This is a genomic window from Leyella stercorea (genome assembly GCF_021531355.1).
Lineage (GTDB): Bacteria > Bacteroidota > Bacteroidia > Bacteroidales > Bacteroidaceae > Prevotella.
Map to the genome: position 1 here is coordinate 27798 of NZ_JADYTS010000015.1, position 16537 is coordinate 44334.

A 16537-nucleotide genomic window follows, 5' to 3' on the forward strand; every position below is an offset into this window, starting at 1 on the left:
GCTATAAAAGCAGTATCTTTGCACCCGCAAACTTATCCATTTAGGTATAAGTCGGACTTGTAGCTCAGTTGGTTAGAGCAACAGACTCATAATCTGGAGGTCCCTGGTTCAAGCCCAGGCTGGTCCACTTTAATAATCAAGCACTTACAGAGTTTCTGTAGGTGCTTTTTCTTTTTCTCGGAAAACAATGGGAAAACACATTGCTTTTGAAAACTCCATGATTTTTCAATAAGCTTGACATCATACCATTCCAAGTAAAGCATGTAAATAAGGTTTCTCCGAGTATCAAAACAACTTGGGAAAACAACAATTATATAGAGAAACAAAAGCCACAAGATTCTTTTTAGGGTTTGAGGCTTATGTGCTTTATGGCATTACGCTCCTTGAAGTTCTCCTGTCTTTTTCTCCATAAAACCATGCACTTTCGTTAACGACTGCTAAGAAACCATACATAAAAAACTCTCTCTATTTTTGGCGCATAGCATCTATGATGTTCCTTTATACCAAACGAACTACCTTTGCCAACGGATTATCTATCACGGAAATTCAAAAATGGTTCATGAGCCAACAACAGATGTTTAATCGGAATGTCAGGAAGTACAACTGTCGGACCACAAAGCAAAAATTGTATGACAAGACTCGTTACAATAGAACAATTGTTAGAGAAGCCTGTCTGCATGATGTCGGGAGAAGAATTTGTTTTGCTCCTCCAAAATGCAGATAAAGGAACGGCAAAGGCACCTGCCGAGGTGGTGCAAGAGAGACATTATGAGCATGGTATTGCTGGAATAGCCAAGATATTCGGTTGCAGCATTCCTACGGCTAATCGTATCAAGAAAAGCGGAGTGATAGCCCCTGCCATCACTCAGGTTGCTCGTAAGATAGTGGTTGATGTAGAATTGGCTTTGGAACTTGCCAAAAAGGCAGGCGACTTTACTTCTATAAGAAAGTAGTATGGAAGAAGATTGGAAAGACAACCTAGTCACCGACAGCAAAGGGAATGTGTCAAAGACCATTAGCAATCTCAGAATGATTTTCACGCATGACGAAGACCTCCGCCAAATTCGCTTTGACACCTTTTGTCAAGACGACATTTCCTTTTCGCCTTTGTTCCGCAATGTCAATGGGAACAAGGTGGATGAAGAATCCGTAGGAAAGATTCAAGACTATTTGGAGCAGAACTATGACTTACGCCTCACACAGAACAAGGTGTTTGAGATATTGAAGACCACGGCTTCCGAGCGCAACTTCAACCCAGTGCAAGACTACATCTGTAAGGAGAAATGGGATGGCACACCTCGCATTGAAACTGCCATCATTGATTACCTCGGTGCGGAAGACACACCACTCATCAGAGAACAGACCAAGTTGTGGTTTGTGGCAGCTGTTGCGCGTGCCTTTGAGCCTGGTTGCAAGTTCGACAATGTGCTCACTTTGCCAGGACCACAAGGTATTGGCAAAAGCACGTTCTTCAAAGTTATTGGAGACAGATGGTTCAACGACTCTTTTTCGTTCGCAAGTGGTGACAAGGAAAAGGTTGAGACTATCACGAATGGTTGGATTATCGAGATAAGTGAGCTAAACGGTATGAAGCGAGCCAATGATGCAGAGGCGGCAAAGGCTTTCCTTAGCCGTCGTAGCGACTGTATGCGCCCTGCCTATGGCCGCAAACCTATAGAGTACTTGCGCCACAATGTTTTTGCAGCCACCACAAACGAGACCAACTTCCTGCAAGGCGATAATGGCAATCGTCGTTGGTGGATAGTACCTGTTCAAGGCAATGGTCATGTCTCCGACTGGCTCTCAATCTTGCAGTCTGCGGTGCATCAACTATGGGCAGAGGCATATACCTATTATAAGAGAGGCACGAATCTCTATTTGTGTCCAGAATTGGAGGCAAAAGCGAACGATGTGCAAATGTGCCATTCAAGCATTCTCAACGATCCTATTCTTGATGACATCAAGCTCTATTTGGAACGCCTTGTTCCAAAAGCTTACGACACATGGAGCATTCCCATGCGTGCAGCCTATCAGAAAGGTGCATATACCGAAGCAACACCTAACAGCAAACCAGAGGTGCTGCTAAACATGGTATGTGCAAGACAGATTATCGAAGAGTTGCCCAACGACCTTGTACGTAGGAATCCTGCCAAGTACACAGCCCAGTACATCAACCGCCTCATGTCATTGGTGGACGGATGGGAGCGCAGCGAGCAGGAGAAGGTTAAGGGATTGCACCCTTCATACTGCGACAAGACAGGACGGGCGAAGCACCCATGGGTGAGAATAAGTGTTCAACAAGAAGAACAAAAGGGAAAAGAAGAAAATTGGCTGTCAGAACTACCATTCTGACCATCTCCTTTCTTTTATTTCATGTCCCTTTGTCCCTAATATTTTCCTATAAAGGCTAAAAATAATAGTGTATAGGATAAATAAAGGATTTGTACCCTTAACCGAGGGACAGCTTGGGACATACGTTCGCTTGGCATCGCATTTTACAGATGCCAAAGCCACTATCGAGTGATGAAAAAAGATTTTTTCTTTCCCTTTCTTTTCGCCAGCAACCAATCTTTATGGATATATCACCACAGAGTCTGTACCTCCGTTTGCCGTAGGCTTTTTAGGAGGTCTAAACAAGAAGTACCAGTGTCTGACGGTTTTGCTTCGCTTGCCGCTTCCTACTGGCATCCTTGAATGTTCGCAGGCTCACATTGGCAATCCTTTTATACCAGAGTATCATTTTCAACAACGCATTTACAATGACAGAAGATAAAGACAACTACAAAGAGAAGACTTCAATGAAGAGATCTCCTAAAGACAGGCATATTGATGTTCGTTTCACAGAAGACGAGTTTAACCGTGTATTGAAGAATGCCCAATTGTCGGGAAGAAGTAAGAGCATCTATCTCCACGACATTGCCATTGGGCATAATCCCTCTTTACCCATGACTGCTGAACAACAAGAAGCCTTGAAAGGCTTGACTGGTGCAAGAGCAGAATTGGTTTACGTGCGCAATGCGCTTCACGCCTTGCCACAAGCAGAGCGGAAGAAACTCTTCAAGAGAGCAGACTTCATGGAGCGTTGGCTTCAAGGTGTCAACGACATCATCAGGGAATGGAGCCATATTAGAGACAGATTTTTAGACATGATATGATATCAAAAGCATCAGCCATTCAGCATGGTCAGGCAATGACCAATTATGCAACAAAGAACAATCGTGCAGACATCGTCAAGACCAACCATCTTAGCGAAGGTCTGCCTCCTATGGGCATGTGGGATGAGATGGTTCTGCATCAGTCCATGTTCAAGCAGAGGTATGTCAAGAAACCCATCGAACTGACCTCCATACGTTTTGAACTTTCCCCGTCTGAGGAAGAAGCACGAAACTGGAATCTGGATGATTGGCAAAGATGCCTTAATGAGTTCATCCATGAGATAGACAATATCTCAAAAGTGAACCATATCGGCAAAAGAAAAGGTAAGTCTGCAATATCAGTAAAACCTACCAATATAGCCAACTCACAGTATTTTGCAGCTCTGCACCATGACTCCAAGAGTGGTATTCCCCACCTGCACCTGGTGGTGAACCGCCTTGACATGGACGGCAATCTCAATGATGTGAAGTTCATCGGTGAACGTGCCGTAATGGCAGCGAAAGCCGTCAATCTGCATCATGGATGGAAAGACGCTATGGATATTCGCAATCAGCGTATTGTAGAGGTAACTAACGCCTGCATGAATGTGTTGAGTTCCATGTCTGCCTTTGACTGGAATGTCTATACCGACAGATTGAGGTCAAAGGGGTACAACATTGAGTTAATCCGTGACAAGACAAATCAAGCAAAGGTGCATGGGTATCGCTTCAAATTTGGTAGAACGACCATCAAGGCATCTGAACTGGGCGTTGGCAGAAATCTCACGGCATCGAAAATAGAGAGCACTTTCCATAGGCTGCATCCACAAGCGTTTCCTATTAGTCAAAGGTCATCTGCCTTTGTGCCAAATCCAACAACAGAAGAAGGTCGGGATGTAGCCAAGCCAAGTGGTTTGTCTCATCCTTACAATGTGGTTCAACCAAAAGGCTCTCCTTGTTTCAGAAAGGTGCTGCAAGTTGATGGCAAGCACTTCAATATACAGATGCTAACTATAGCATACGATGCGATGAACAGTTGTATCAAAGTTCCCGAAAATGGATCTGCAAGTCATAATGACATTATGAATGTGGCGATGCTGCTCTTTATGGGCTACCTTGATGCTGCCACCAGTATGTCGGAGTCGTGTGGTGGCGGTGGTAGTCCAGGCAGTAGTTGGGGACGTGACAAGGACGAAGATGACCGTGACTGGGCAAGACGTTGCGCAATGCAAGCCAATTGGCTCTGCAAACCGATAAAGAGAAGTCGTAGAAGATAACATTAAAACACTTATCAGTATGGGAAGAAACAAGAAAGATGCAGCACAGGATGTGCTAACCCTGTACAATCAGATGCAGGAAGACGAAATCATTGAGAGTGGCAAGGAGGAAATCCACGCCACCCTCAATGAAATTGAATCAGCAAAGGAAGCCCTTTCTTCAGTAATAAAGGAACTTACAGAAGCCAATCGTACAATGAGATTAACAAAAACCGCTCTTATGGCTGTCCAAAAGAGTACGGAGAATATCGTTGACGGAATCTGCAATGCTATTGTCAAGGCAGAACAAAGCAACCTCAAAGTAGGTATCAACGATGAAGGACTTGCACAGTTGAATGAGCGGAACGATGCCGCCATTTCAGTCTTCAAGCAAGCTCTCGATGAACATGAAAAGCGAATAAATGTCCTATTCGCTCACCAACAGAAAGAACTAAAGCGCATCCGAAACATTGAAGAAGGCGCTTACTTCAATGGTCGCACCTATGCTTGGATGTTCGGCTTGGCTTTTATAAGTTGGGCAATTATCCTTGTGGGAATCACCATCTGGATATGTATCAAACTTTTTTAGCAAACTTCAAAACATAAACATTATGACAGACAGCGAATATATCAAGACAAGAAAAGCAACTGCCGATGCCCTTATAAACTGGGCAAAAACTGGCATTAGACAGTTCGCCATGCGTGAAGCTGTAAACGACTATCTGGAGGTGAGCGGTGCAAACCGCTCCTCCATCAGTGGCGAAGAGGCCATCCTCGCACACAGAAAAATAGCAGCCAACCGACTGGCGATTGACTGCATATATGTGTTGTCTAAAGAGGAACTATCCAAGGTGGATAGGGAATTGGAATGGATTGCAAGTGACTTTCTGATGTAAGACCTCGGAATAAGAAGATAAATGTATGACGCATCAGATGCGATGTCACTTTATCTTTATCTGAACTGTGTCATGCATTGGAGAATCCAGATATAAGAGTTCCATGTTTGTCTATTTTCCCAGTAATATTCTTAAACGGTTTTAAAATTTCTCTTCTCCATCTTATCATGAACTTCACGCAAGTTCTTCATTAATTCAATGACGGGGGCAGTGGTCTTCTCTGACTCAGGAATGATAGGGTCATCGTCCCACTCCAATGCATTTCTCGTAGGTTCGTGTGCCGATACTTTCCATGCATCAGTAATGATGACCCTTTTAAGCTCAATGGCCTCGCTAAAATCGATTTTCATGTTAACATGCATCTGGTCGTCAATTTCAACTGCCACCAGCTGGCATTTGTTAAGTTGAGAATATACCCGTTCAAAATTATCAAGATTCGACGTGTCTTTTGGGGTCATTGTATGTTTCCGGCACATCACAGCGACATATCGACCTACTGTAATCTTATCAAAAGGTATCTCTGGAGTAACACAAGCTCTATACCATGAGGGATGCGACTTGTCAATGCCTCTTATCAAATGCAGTTCTATACTTGGTTCACCCTTTGCTATTTTTTCTTTCCATTCATGGATGATTTTTCTGCCAGCCTCCAAGTTCTTGAATGCCAGGCCCACTATAGGTGGAGCAGCGAACCATCGGTCGTACATGAAGCACACACCCGTCCATCCTGCTTCTTCCCACCATTCCATAGTGCTGGAGATGCTGAATGTTTGTACGCCCAGTTGATTTGTATGTGGGTTCTGATCTGTTAATGTTTCTCCCTTTGTATCTGCCTTACATACATAGGACTTGTCATTTGCATGTTTCCATTGACGGATTGAATACTTGAACTTATCGCCAAGCACATTATACACTGAGTTGTTCAGTTCCATCATAGCAGTCACCCTGTCCATCAACTTTTCTTTTTCGTGTCGCTGAGCCACCAACTCTCCTACATCTGTGTTTGATACTGCATTAATGGACATGAAACATGCCATAAAGAAGGCAAAGCAACGCCAATATGTTTCTCCATCAAGAGAGTCGTGGTTCACTTTGAACACATATTTTGTTCCGTTTTCCCGGCTTTGCAGTTCGGTTTGTACCTTTTCTTCTATTTGGCAAATCAATTCTTGCAGTTGTCTGTTAAGTTCTGCATTACGAGCTGCAAGGCTGTCGGCTTGTTCCGACAATTGGCGATCCTGCACTTTCTGTTCGCTGATTACGTTTCTATTGACCGAATGAAGGATAGTGGTTGATACTGCTGGAGTTACTTCCTTTTTTTTGCCGAATATGCCTAAGAAACCTTTTCGTTTTGGCTTTTTGGACTGTTCCTGCACACTTTTCTGTACAATAACCGGAATTTGATTGGCTATCTTCTTGTTAATAGATTGTTGTTCATCCATTAACCGGACTATCTGGAACATCTGTCGTTCCTTATCCTCTAAAAGACTGCGCACACTATCGATGCGCTCTGCTGGATAGGTGGCCTTGAAACGGCAGAGCATACTGTCCATTGCCATACGCCGTGCATGGTAATGCTCGATATCTTTATCGTTCCATTCCAGTATTGTTTCACCAAATAGAGAGAATTTTATCATTTGAATATTGATATTGTTTATCTCTTTTCGGAACTCGTCTATTTTTTTATTGTCAAGTTCTAATGCTTCTATCTCCTGCCATTCATAGAAGCTATTATATGCTATACATCCGATAAGAACGGAGATAAGTATATACCCCAACCGTATTGTCTTATAGAAATTCCTGGATCGTTCCATTATTTTGATGATACTGATTTTTCAAACATGAATAAAAGTTTATCTTTTTCGTTCATGCGGATATTATCAGAATAACCGCCTTTTGTTATTTGATACCCGCATGGCTTAACCATAAAAACACCTAAGCCCTTAGTGTATGAACTTACTTCTGAGGCATAGTCTTTACTTGTATTTAATGGAACTTTCCCTTTAATATGACACCACTCATTATTGCAACTGATGTCTTCAATCTCAGACATCATTTTTTGCAAATCTGTAATAGCTTTGGAACTCGCCTCCTGGGGTATCTGCAACTCAAAACAGAGCATCGGTTCGAGAATGTCCACACCTGACTGTTGCAAAGCCAGCCTGAAGACATAGGGGGTCAGCTGTCTGAAATCAGCAGGTGTGCTTACCGGGCTATAATACTCGGCTTGAGTAAAAGTTACTTTCAGATCTGTCACTTCCCATCCATGTAAACCCGATTGGCACGACATACGAATCCCTTCAAAAACGGCATTTTGAAAAGAATGGTTCAGATAACCATAGGAGATGTCACTTTCGATTTGCAACCCTGCCCCTAACGGTAAGGGTTCAAGAGTCAGCCCTATTGTGGCCCAGTAAGGGTTGGGTGGTACTTCGATCTGAATAATCTTATTGACCTTTTTTATAGGTCGTTCTTTGTAGATAGTCTTGATCTCATCAAAATGGACCTTTACGGAAAATCGTTCTTCCAGCAATGTCTGTATGATTTCCTTTTGGGTCAAACCATATAACGAGATTTCCAATTCATCACTATATGAGTTTATGGAAAAGGACAAAGACGGGTCTTCAATCCACAATGTATTCAGAGCGGATATCACCTTGCTTCTCTCTTCGGGCTTATTTGGCCGGACGGAGGATTTGAGAGCGGGATGCTGATGAGATAATCCTTGAATCAAACAAGGTTTAGCACCTAAATAATCTCCGATTCGAAAATCTTCTATATCTTCTACAATCGCGATATCATTGGCACCCACTTCATCAACATTTATCTCTCTGCCCTGATAAATAGTCTTTAGATTTTTAATCTTGATGAATTTTTCCGAATCGTTGATTCTTACAACGTCTCGAAGTCTCAGACTTCCGTCAATTATTTTAAGAAAACTTCTTTTATGCCCTTTGGGGTCATGCTCTATCTTATAGAGATAAGCTGAAAGTCTGTTTGAGACTGATGCCGGAGGAAGTATAAAAGAAGAAATGGCGTCCAACAACTCATTGATACCGATATTGAACATTGCTGATCCATGTAGCACCGGATAGACTTTGGCTTTTGCCACAAGAGCGATTATCGTATTCCAATAATCAGCCGGTGAAATTTCGCTATCCGCCAAATATCGTTCTAATATATCGTCGTCATGGTTGCATACAAATTCTTTGTATTCTTCCTTTATATATGTTTGGGAGCAAACCGGATAAACCGATCCATCGACAACAGTTTGCATAAACAGGACATCTTGCGACAGATTTGTTTTTATATCCATATACAAACGCTCCAAATTCACACCGGCACGGTCAATCTTATTGATAAATATAATTGTCGGGATTTGCAGCTTTTGTAAAGTACTGAACAGCAACTTTGTCTGCGCTTGTATGCCTTCCTTTGCGGATAAGATGAGGACTGCTCCATCAAGCATTTTGAATGTCCGCTCCACTTCCGCAATAAAATCCATGTGTCCCGGAGTGTCAATAATATTGCATTTCACTCCATTCCAGATAATAGATGTCGTAGAAGCCCGGACAGTAATTCCTCTACGTTTCTCTATATCCATAGAGTCCGTTATGGTGTCACCATTATCCACACGGCCGCACTTTTCCGTTGCTCCACTGGCAAACAGCAGATTCTCGGTTACGGAAGTTTTTCCTGCATCAATGTGAGCAAGAATTCCTAAATTTATAATATTCATTTGGATTAAGCAATAATATACTACAGTAGATGCATTGTCGAAACGCACCTTTTAATACCTCCTCGTAGCATATGAGAACTACAGGATTACTAACTCGTATTAATATGTATATTATTACTGCCGCATAACGATTACAAAATTACACAAACCTTAATTCCGCAACACTTTGATTTAACTTTATTTATAAGTTCCTGAGCAACAAAAAGCTCTTGCTTTGGCAAGCGGCAGAGCCGAGCGGCTCAGGATTTTGCCATGTCAGATTTTTCACTTATCTTAGTGTTGCAAATCAAAACAAGCGTAAATCGTAACAAGACATGGCAAAGGTACAAATAAAATCTGAAAAACTCACACCTTTTGGAGGAATTTTTTCAATCATGGAGCAATTTGACTCCAAAAAACAATATTACTTCTAAAATAAGAGAAAGGGCTATATCTTATGTCTACGACATAGATGTTTACATGAAATCACTTATTCTATTTTCTCAAACCCCTCAACCAACCCCGAAATAACTCTTCTCGCACGTTGCCACTTAGAGCTACTTGACACAGCAAACTTTTTATGATTGATTGTGATGAACGAATCAACCCTTTGGGCTGGGTCGTACTTGTATTCTCGACCAGAGAAATGATTTACAGCACGCAGGAAAGTGGCGAAAGATGTCTTTGAATCAAGGTGGTTGGTGCGCAAAAGTGCAGCCTTGATGTAAGCAGTCTCGTATTCATGCTCCATGTTGTTTAGGGCAACTAAGATGGTTTCTTTCAATGCTGTCTTATTTTCTGCTGTTAGGATATCATCAATACTCAGTTCTTCTTGCAGAATGGTTCTGCGTCCATGCTTCCCTTTTGTATTGGCAAGAGCATTCTTTATGGTCTGTCGAAATTCTATGTCCTCTATTTCCTTACTTTGTTTTGTCCATTCTGCTTTCTTGTCAAGACCTTGCGTAACGCTGGTTTCCACAAGATTTACTATAATTGTTTTGACACTTTCACGCACGATGGAAAGTTGTTTGTCGTTAAGACTTACTTTGCTCAATGCCGTTGCACTCTTGGGTAGTCCATGGTCAAAGCAGATATAATAGAGCGTACACATCAGCAATGTATTTCGTTCCTCAAAGATTTCTTCACGAAGACGGAAATACATTTCTGGGAGAGCATGAATGGCAGACAGCATTATTCGCTTTGATATTGTTGCAAGTTCTTCCGCTGTATGCCCTTTGCTAAAATTGAATACAGCCATTTGTACGAGGGAAGGCAACGAATCCCAAAACTCTTTAGCTGAGACATAAGGGATATAAAGATGATCGTCATCTTCCTCACTCATATCCTTGTCAACAAGACCATATTCCCTTATCAAGATTAGGTCTTCGTTTGTTTCATTCTTATCCCTACCAATAACTTCGGAATAGAAACCCAATCGCAGATAGCCAGTGAAAGCCATCATTTCATCGACAACACGTATAGCCACGGCTGTCTTTTCTTCATCTGACAGAACGGTATCTGTGTTGGACACAAATAGTTTCCGACACTCAATAAGCACGGATGTAGGCACATATTTCGCAGCCATTTTGAATATGCGTTCAATTTGGCTGAAATCGTTGCGCATCATCTTCATCATATCCAATGAGAAGCGTGAGTAATCCTCTTGGTGTTCCTGCTTCCAAAAATGCACTTTGTCAAGCGCATCCCTCATGGCGTTCTTTTTGAAATTTCTTATCTCCATCTGCTATGTTACTGCTATTAGGTGGCAATTTGAGAAAACGTTTCATTCACCCAACTGCTTCAACAAGAAATCTTCCAAGGTCTTTCTGTCTGGCAACTGGAGCATATAGGTGGAAACAAAGAGTTGGTTATCCATGCCAGCAAGGGCATACTCCACCATTTTCTTTCCCTTTCGTGTGCAGAGCAATATGCCGACAGGAGGGTTATCCCCTGGCTGCATCTCATTCTCCTTGTAATATGACACATAAGCATTGAGTTGTCCGAGGTTCTCATGCGAAAACTCCTCGTTCTTCAATTCGATGATAACACCACAATGCAGAATGCGATTGTAGAACACAAGGTCGGGGTAATAATACTCGTCATCGATAATGATGCGCTTTTGGCGAGCCTCAAAACAAAAGCCTTTGCCCAATTCGAGGATAAACTCTTGTAGATGGCTGATAAGCGCATTCTCCAAATCTTGTTCATCTATAATCTCCTGTGCTTTCAGTCCGAGAAATTCAAAGGTGAATGGTTGGCGTATCTGCAACGCAGCAGAGTCGTGTCCTTGCACAGAGGGCAGGGAAAGTATTTTCTCTGGGTTGTCACTAATACCAGTACGGAAATATAGGTTGGTGCTAATCTGACGGCGAAGTTCACGAACAGACCATGTACACTTGATACATTCCTGCTCATAGAAATAACGGGCAAGGGGGTCCTCTACACTCAGCATCTCTCTAATATGAGAAAAAGATAGGCGTGAGACCACTATTTCTGGTGGCGTTTGTAATTTATGCGACGCTGTCGCACAAATTACATCCGTCTTATTATCTGATGTTTTACAACTCAAAACGGCATTATCTCCAGATTTATTCGACACTGTCGCATAAATCTTATTTGGAACGAATAGATGTCCCATTTGCGGATATAGATTATAAAAGTTTCGAGACGTTTGGAATAAAGTGACATTGAGTCCTTTTCTATTCACTCGTTCCTCTAGTTTCTTCAGCAGTTGCGCTCCATATTCCGCCCTATCCTTACCATGTTGCTCAAACTCTATGATATAATATCCGATGAGCCAGTTGCGCATGGTCTGCATACGGTTGATAGCCCTTACTGCCGATGACTGAGCTGCATCGTGGGTCGTTTGAATGATGGATGCCAAGTCGCTGAAAGAGTGAAACGTTTTGCTCCAATCTTCAAAAGGAAGTTCTATTCCTTCGTGAGTGTATGTTGATATTTCGTTTGCCATGTTGCACCTTTTATATATTGAATGTGATTATTTTTTCATCAGAAGTTCCAGAAGCATTGCCGTCTTCTGTTCTTCTGTCATATTGTTTATGTCCTCCTCCGTTATCTTGGGCTCCAAATCAAGAAGTTTGCTGTTGTACTCAAACTGGGTTTCCAAAGGATATTGGGCAATATACCTATCCGTTATAGAGTGATTGGTGGAGTGCCCCATGCTTTCGGATATGTACCTCTGTTCTACACGTGCATGGGTAAGGTTCGTTCCGTAAGAATGTCTGCACCATGTTCCCGATGGGCGCACCTCCCAATGAAGCACATCCTGACAAATCTTGATGATTCTGTCCTGTACGTTGGAGTTCTCTTGTGAGATTCGCTTGCGCTTGTCTGCTTTCAATGTCGCACCTTGCAGAATCTTTGGAAATACAAAGCCATTGAGTACAGGTTCAGCGGCAATCTCGTCAAGAATCCTTTGAAGAGGTTCTATGATCGGGATAATCACCTCAGAGCCTCCCTCAGTGCGGTTTGTGGTCTTCACTCTTTTGAACTTGAAGGCTTTTCTGCCAGTATCGAAATAATATTGAGAATAGGTCAACTCTCCTGCATCGGCAAGGTTGAAACCATTACACAGATATTGGACAAGGAACAACCCCAAAGAATAGTGTGCTCTCTCAGCATATCCGCTCTTCCAAATGTCGGGATAGCGTTTTTCAACAAACACCCGATACAATTCTGTCATTTGCTCCACTGTAAGGTAACAATGCTTCCTCGACTCCCCTACAGGAATAGACACCAATTTCTTCTTCTGGATATTGGAGAATGGGTATTCTTGATTGGTGAGGTAGCCCAAGGAGACGCACTCGTTCCATACAGCCCGACAAGAACGTAGGTATATTCCGCGAGTTGTATTGCTAATCTTGCCGACAAGGTTTCCTGTTTCGTCTTTTACGCCATGCATCATGCCGTTGTTCCAATACTCTATGTCTTCTTTGTCAACCTTAAAGCCTACAATAGGTCTGTTCCACATTATCTTCTGAAAGGACTTTAAGGCATACTCGTATGATTCTGCGGTGGTACAACGCTCACCATTATTGTCTGTAAGATAGAAATTAATCTTCTTCTCCCACACGCCAATGAAAGACGTTTCTTTCGTGGTATCTACCCCAGTAACAACAGCCTTGATGCGTTCGAGCGACAGACTATTGCCCAAACGCTCAATCATCTCGGTTTGGGCATCAAAGATAGCATCAAACTCCATCTTCTTTTCATAGAGTTCTGAACGCACTGCCTTTGCACTTAGCGTGCATACTCTCGCAAAATCTTCTTCCGTAAATTCGCCAGCAACAAAACTATACCATGATTTTCGGTCTATAGTATAGCGCATAGCGACAGGAAACGTCTCCCTGTCTTTCTTGGGGTGACGCTTGTCAAGGATAAGGGCATAAGTACAACTTCCGTACCTTGCGCTCTTGTAAGTAGTGTCCAGTTTCTTTGCCATTTTGCCAATAGTCTGTAGGTCTCAACTTGCCAATTGTCTCAAATCTCGGAAAACAATGGGAAAACAAAACCCACCATTTCTCTTATAAACGCCCTATCTTCCTATGCTTTTCGGGAAAACAATGGGAAAACAAAGACATTTTGATATGGGATTTCTTGGCATATCATAAACTGCCGCAAAATTAGCAAAACGTTGTGTATCAACGAAATTTATCAATATAAAAAATCACAAAACATCATTCTCTCAGACTCATAATCTGGAGGTCCCTGGTTCAAGCCCAGGCTGGTCCACGCTTCTATTACAGCGACTTACGCTTCGGCGTAGGCCGCTGTTTTTTCGTTTATGCGTAAACAATGCGTAAACAAACTGTTTGAGTTTTGGGGATGTCTATGCTGTGATAATCTATGAAACTCCCCATCATTCCATAAGATGTTATATTATGTCTTGTTTAAATATGCGATTGAAGAAATTTGCTCAATTCCAATAAATTTCTCATTGAAACATGATACATTGTCATGCAAAAGCCTTACCTTTGCGATGTCTATACTCATACCGAAAGCCCCGATGGGCAGAGGTTGGGTAGACATATACATAATAAGGCGTAACTGTACGCTTTGGTTTTGACAGTGTAAGAACTTCGCAAACTCTCAACTGCTAGTCAAAAACAAAGCAACGGGAACGCCTCATGGGGTGTATTGTATACAGCCCTTATTGGTTTCGGACGGTTGTACTGTTCGTTGTCATTGGGGGAATTATATACTTACATCAACGTGGGGCTTTCGGCGTTGCTCGTTTCGACTGGCAGGGCAATGCGAAGGCCTTTACACTGTGGGACGAGTGACAGGACTGGCTCCACGTTTGAAGCAGTATATATTTTATAAGTATCTGTAAATCAAAAGAAACTTTACGGCATCAAGCGTAAATGATACCATAAAGTTCCCATTGTATGCAAGAAATCAATCTTGCGTTGTTTATATCAGAAGATGAATTGTTTGCTGCAAATTAGCGATTAACATCCATTAACTCGTCTTTTGCTGTTTCAATGGCTGTAAGTTTCAATTCGTCTTCGCCCTCCAAAGCGTCCAATACTTTGTCGGCAAGCCAAATGGTGAGCATTTCCTTTTCATCCACTTTGAAGTATGTTGCCATTTGAATTACTTGGCTTCTCTTCGCTCGCCTATCCCCACGTTCTATCTTGCTGAACATTGGAGTATCAATTTCTAAGTATGCAGCTACTTGGCGCTGCAATATTCCTTGTTCGTCTCTAAGAGACTTTATCTTGTTTCCTAATAACATGTCTGCCTTTATTCGTTATTTAATATTACGATTTCCCAATACCCCCCGAATCTTCCACCTGTTCGTTTAATTTTGCCTAATTCACGAAGTTTACGTATTTGCTTCTCAACTCCTCGTGAAGACATATTCAATTGCATTGCGATTTCAGCGGCTGTTATATGTGGGTCTTGTTTTATAATATCTATAATCAAGTCCTTTGTTTCCGAACTTCTTTCCGAACTTTTCGTTTTTGTTTCCGAACTTCTTTCCGAACCAAGTATGTCTGTTTCCGAACTGTTGCTATTCGTTTCCGAACTTTCACGACATCCTTCATGAACAGGAATAGTAACCAAGAACGTCAAGCGGTCATCTGTAGTTTCAAAGATGGCACGTGGTGAACCATTCTCTGCTAACTTTGTTTGTATTGTTGGAACACCAGTTGAGCGACCTTCTGTAAGGTCAAGTTCTTTTAAGAAATCACCCAAACGACGGTTGCGATAGCGACGGCTTTTTAGTATATCGCCCTTTTCTATATCCTCCTTGGAGATGCTTCTGTCAGGTCCAGGACAATTGAGTATAGAGATTCCGCTTGGTTCAATGGTAATCTCTATTGGTTCATGCTGCAAGAAATCTCTGTGATATACAGAGTTTACAACTGCTTCCTCAATAGCATCGTATGGATAGTTCCAAAAACGTTCTGCCTCCTGCCTACCGGAAATCTTACGCACATGCTCTTTGAGTACATTGCTCTTGATGTAATCCATTGTCTGTTTTATCATCTGCGGAACACTGCCTTTGAATGTAACTTCTGTGAAATTGTTTGGATCATTCATCTTTCCGTTAGGGAATGTCACTACATCAATCTGAGTGTAAGGGAAGAACTTGCTTGGATGCTCGCAGAACATCATGGCTACCACATTGCGAAGCAAACGGTTTTCTTTTGGTCCTGTGTACAGTTCCATTTGGTCAAGTATGGTAGAAAGCGGAGTCGTTATCACATCATCAGCCAGTTTGCTACCCACTTTGACAAGATAATCACGAAGAAGCACCAGAGAAATATCTTCCAACTGGATGTCGCTATTGCCTCGTTCATCAAAAGGCACACGATTAGCCAACTCTCGCAATTCAACGAGAACTTCACCTCTTGCCTCAATGCTACTTGTGCCACTGCGAATGTAGAAATATTCTTTTGTCCCTTTCGCTGTTACGTTTACTGGCACAGAATATGGACGGTAACTGCCAGCAGGACACCATATAACTATCAACTGTTTGCCATCAACCTCCTCTACAGAAGTGCGAGGCAAGTAGTATGGAGTCATTTTGTTGTTGTAGCCCACCATCTCTTGCAAAATGTTATCTATATTTTCCATTGGCACGCCTTCTACAGGTCGTATTGCCATGCCTGTCTTATCATCGGTATCTACACCTACAATGATATATCCACCGCCAAGGTCATCAAAGTCATTGGCGAAAGCACATATACTGTGATATATGCTTCCTGGGTTCCAACCTTTCTTGAACTCAATGCGGTTAGATTCTATTTTCTGCTTGTTAAGCAGGTCGTTTATGTTTATTGCGAGTGCCATAACTTATGTTTATTGTACTACAAGTGAGAGAAACTTATCACCATAAAAAATATTGTGCGTTATGGTTATATAAATGCTTTTAAGTGGGGCTACACTTGCCTTTAATTTTATAATATCTTTTTAAGTGAAAAGCTTTCATAAGTAAGTGATCTAAATTATTTTTATATATAAGTACTAACATGGCTCATTTTTCGTTTTATAGAAAAAGTA

12 protein-coding genes, 1 tRNA gene and 1 pseudogene are annotated in these 16537 nt (G+C 42.0%); 7 read left to right on the plus strand and 7 right to left on the minus strand.

Features of this window, described 5'->3' with window-relative positions:
• The first annotated feature begins 53 nt into the window (after positions 1-53).
• The 7 genes from I6E38_RS05380 to I6E38_RS05410 all read left to right on the plus strand — a co-directional run bounded on the left by I6E38_RS05380 (position 54) and on the right by I6E38_RS05410 (position 5286).
• Positions 54-127, plus strand: a tRNA-Ile gene (locus tag I6E38_RS05380).
• A 502-nt stretch (positions 128-629) separates the two neighbouring features.
• Positions 630-953 (plus strand): DUF3853 family protein, encoded by a 324-nt coding sequence (locus I6E38_RS05385; protein ID WP_154577524.1) that lies wholly within the window; start codon positions 630-632, stop codon positions 951-953.
• A gap of 1 nt (position 954) precedes the next feature.
• Complete coding sequence (locus I6E38_RS05390; RefSeq protein WP_154577525.1) at positions 955-2352, plus strand: virulence-associated E family protein; 1398 nt, start codon at positions 955-957, stop codon at positions 2350-2352.
• 407 nt (positions 2353-2759) lie between these two features.
• Positions 2760-3155 (plus strand): plasmid mobilization protein, encoded by a 396-nt coding sequence (locus I6E38_RS05395; RefSeq protein ID WP_154577526.1) that lies wholly within the window; start codon positions 2760-2762, stop codon positions 3153-3155.
• A complete protein-coding gene (locus I6E38_RS05400; protein ID WP_154577527.1) occupies positions 3152-4411 on the plus strand; it encodes a relaxase/mobilization nuclease domain-containing protein in 1260 nt (419 codons plus the stop codon). Before I6E38_RS05395 ends, I6E38_RS05400 begins: the two co-directional genes overlap by 4 nt.
• Before the next feature lie 19 nt (positions 4412-4430).
• Positions 4431-4979 carry a hypothetical protein gene (locus I6E38_RS05405; RefSeq protein WP_154577528.1) on the plus strand — a complete coding sequence of 183 codons (549 nt, stop codon included), beginning with the start codon at positions 4431-4433 and terminating at the stop codon, positions 4977-4979.
• Between the two features lie 22 nt (positions 4980-5001).
• A complete protein-coding gene (locus I6E38_RS05410) occupies positions 5002-5286 on the plus strand; it encodes a hypothetical protein (protein ID WP_154577529.1) in 285 nt (94 codons plus the stop codon).
• A gap of 1112 nt (positions 5287-6398) precedes the next feature.
• Here the strand turns inward: I6E38_RS05410 and I6E38_RS05415 are convergent.
• The 7 genes and pseudogenes from I6E38_RS05415 to I6E38_RS05445 all read right to left on the minus strand — a co-directional run.
• A pseudogene (locus I6E38_RS05415) lies at positions 6399-7100 on the minus strand (hybrid sensor histidine kinase/response regulator); the annotation flags it as partial.
• Positions 7100-9025 carry a tetracycline resistance ribosomal protection protein Tet(Q) gene (gene tet(Q) / locus I6E38_RS05420; protein ID WP_235393030.1) on the minus strand — a complete coding sequence of 642 codons (1926 nt, stop codon included), beginning with the start codon at positions 9023-9025 and terminating at the stop codon, positions 7100-7102. The pseudogene I6E38_RS05415 and the gene tet(Q), both read right to left, overlap by 1 nt.
• 469 nt (positions 9026-9494) lie before the next feature.
• Positions 9495-10745 (minus strand): hypothetical protein, encoded by a 1251-nt coding sequence (locus I6E38_RS05425; protein WP_225719378.1) that lies wholly within the window; start codon positions 10743-10745, stop codon positions 9495-9497.
• 42 nt (positions 10746-10787) lie between these two features.
• Entirely contained in the window at positions 10788-11975 is a 1188-nt protein-coding gene (locus I6E38_RS05430; protein WP_154577530.1) for a PDDEXK nuclease domain-containing protein, read from the minus strand.
• Between the two features lie 27 nt (positions 11976-12002).
• A complete protein-coding gene (locus I6E38_RS05435; protein ID WP_235393031.1) occupies positions 12003-13466 on the minus strand; it encodes a tyrosine-type recombinase/integrase in 1464 nt (487 codons plus the stop codon).
• A 1002-nt stretch (positions 13467-14468) separates the two neighbouring features.
• Positions 14469-14762: a helix-turn-helix domain-containing protein gene (locus I6E38_RS05440; RefSeq protein ID WP_235393032.1), complete on the minus strand. Its 294-nt coding sequence runs from the start codon at positions 14760-14762 to the stop codon at positions 14469-14471.
• An 8-nt stretch (positions 14763-14770) separates the two neighbouring features.
• On the minus strand, positions 14771-16327 hold the full coding sequence (locus I6E38_RS05445; protein ID WP_235393033.1) for an RNA-binding domain-containing protein: 1557 nt from the start codon (positions 16325-16327) through the stop codon (positions 14771-14773).
• Positions 16328-16537 lie beyond the last annotated feature (210 nt).

Bases quoted from the DNA above. Each gene is read 5' to 3' on its own strand.
- I6E38_RS05410 (WP_154577529.1), top strand. From the start codon at position 5,002: ATGACAGACAGCGAATATATCAAGACAAGAAAAGCAACTGCCGATGCC.
- I6E38_RS05435 (WP_235393031.1), bottom strand. From the start codon at position 13,466: ATGGCAAAGAAACTGGACACTACTTACAAGAGCGCAAGGTACGGAAGT.
- I6E38_RS05440 (WP_235393032.1), bottom strand. From the start codon at position 14,762: ATGTTATTAGGAAACAAGATAAAGTCTCTTAGAGACGAACAAGGAATA.
- I6E38_RS05425 (WP_225719378.1), bottom strand. From the start codon at position 10,745: ATGGAGATAAGAAATTTCAAAAAGAACGCCATGAGGGATGCGCTTGAC.
- I6E38_RS05445 (WP_235393033.1), bottom strand. From the start codon at position 16,327: ATGGCACTCGCAATAAACATAAACGACCTGCTTAACAAGCAGAAAATA.
- I6E38_RS05395 (WP_154577526.1), top strand. From the start codon at position 2,760: ATGACAGAAGATAAAGACAACTACAAAGAGAAGACTTCAATGAAGAGA.
- I6E38_RS05400 (WP_154577527.1), top strand. From the start codon at position 3,152: ATGATATCAAAAGCATCAGCCATTCAGCATGGTCAGGCAATGACCAAT.
- I6E38_RS05430 (WP_154577530.1), bottom strand. From the start codon at position 11,975: ATGGCAAACGAAATATCAACATACACTCACGAAGGAATAGAACTTCCT.
- I6E38_RS05405 (WP_154577528.1), top strand. From the start codon at position 4,431: ATGGGAAGAAACAAGAAAGATGCAGCACAGGATGTGCTAACCCTGTAC.
- I6E38_RS05385 (WP_154577524.1), top strand. From the start codon at position 630: ATGACAAGACTCGTTACAATAGAACAATTGTTAGAGAAGCCTGTCTGC.
- I6E38_RS05390 (WP_154577525.1), top strand. From the start codon at position 955: ATGGAAGAAGATTGGAAAGACAACCTAGTCACCGACAGCAAAGGGAAT.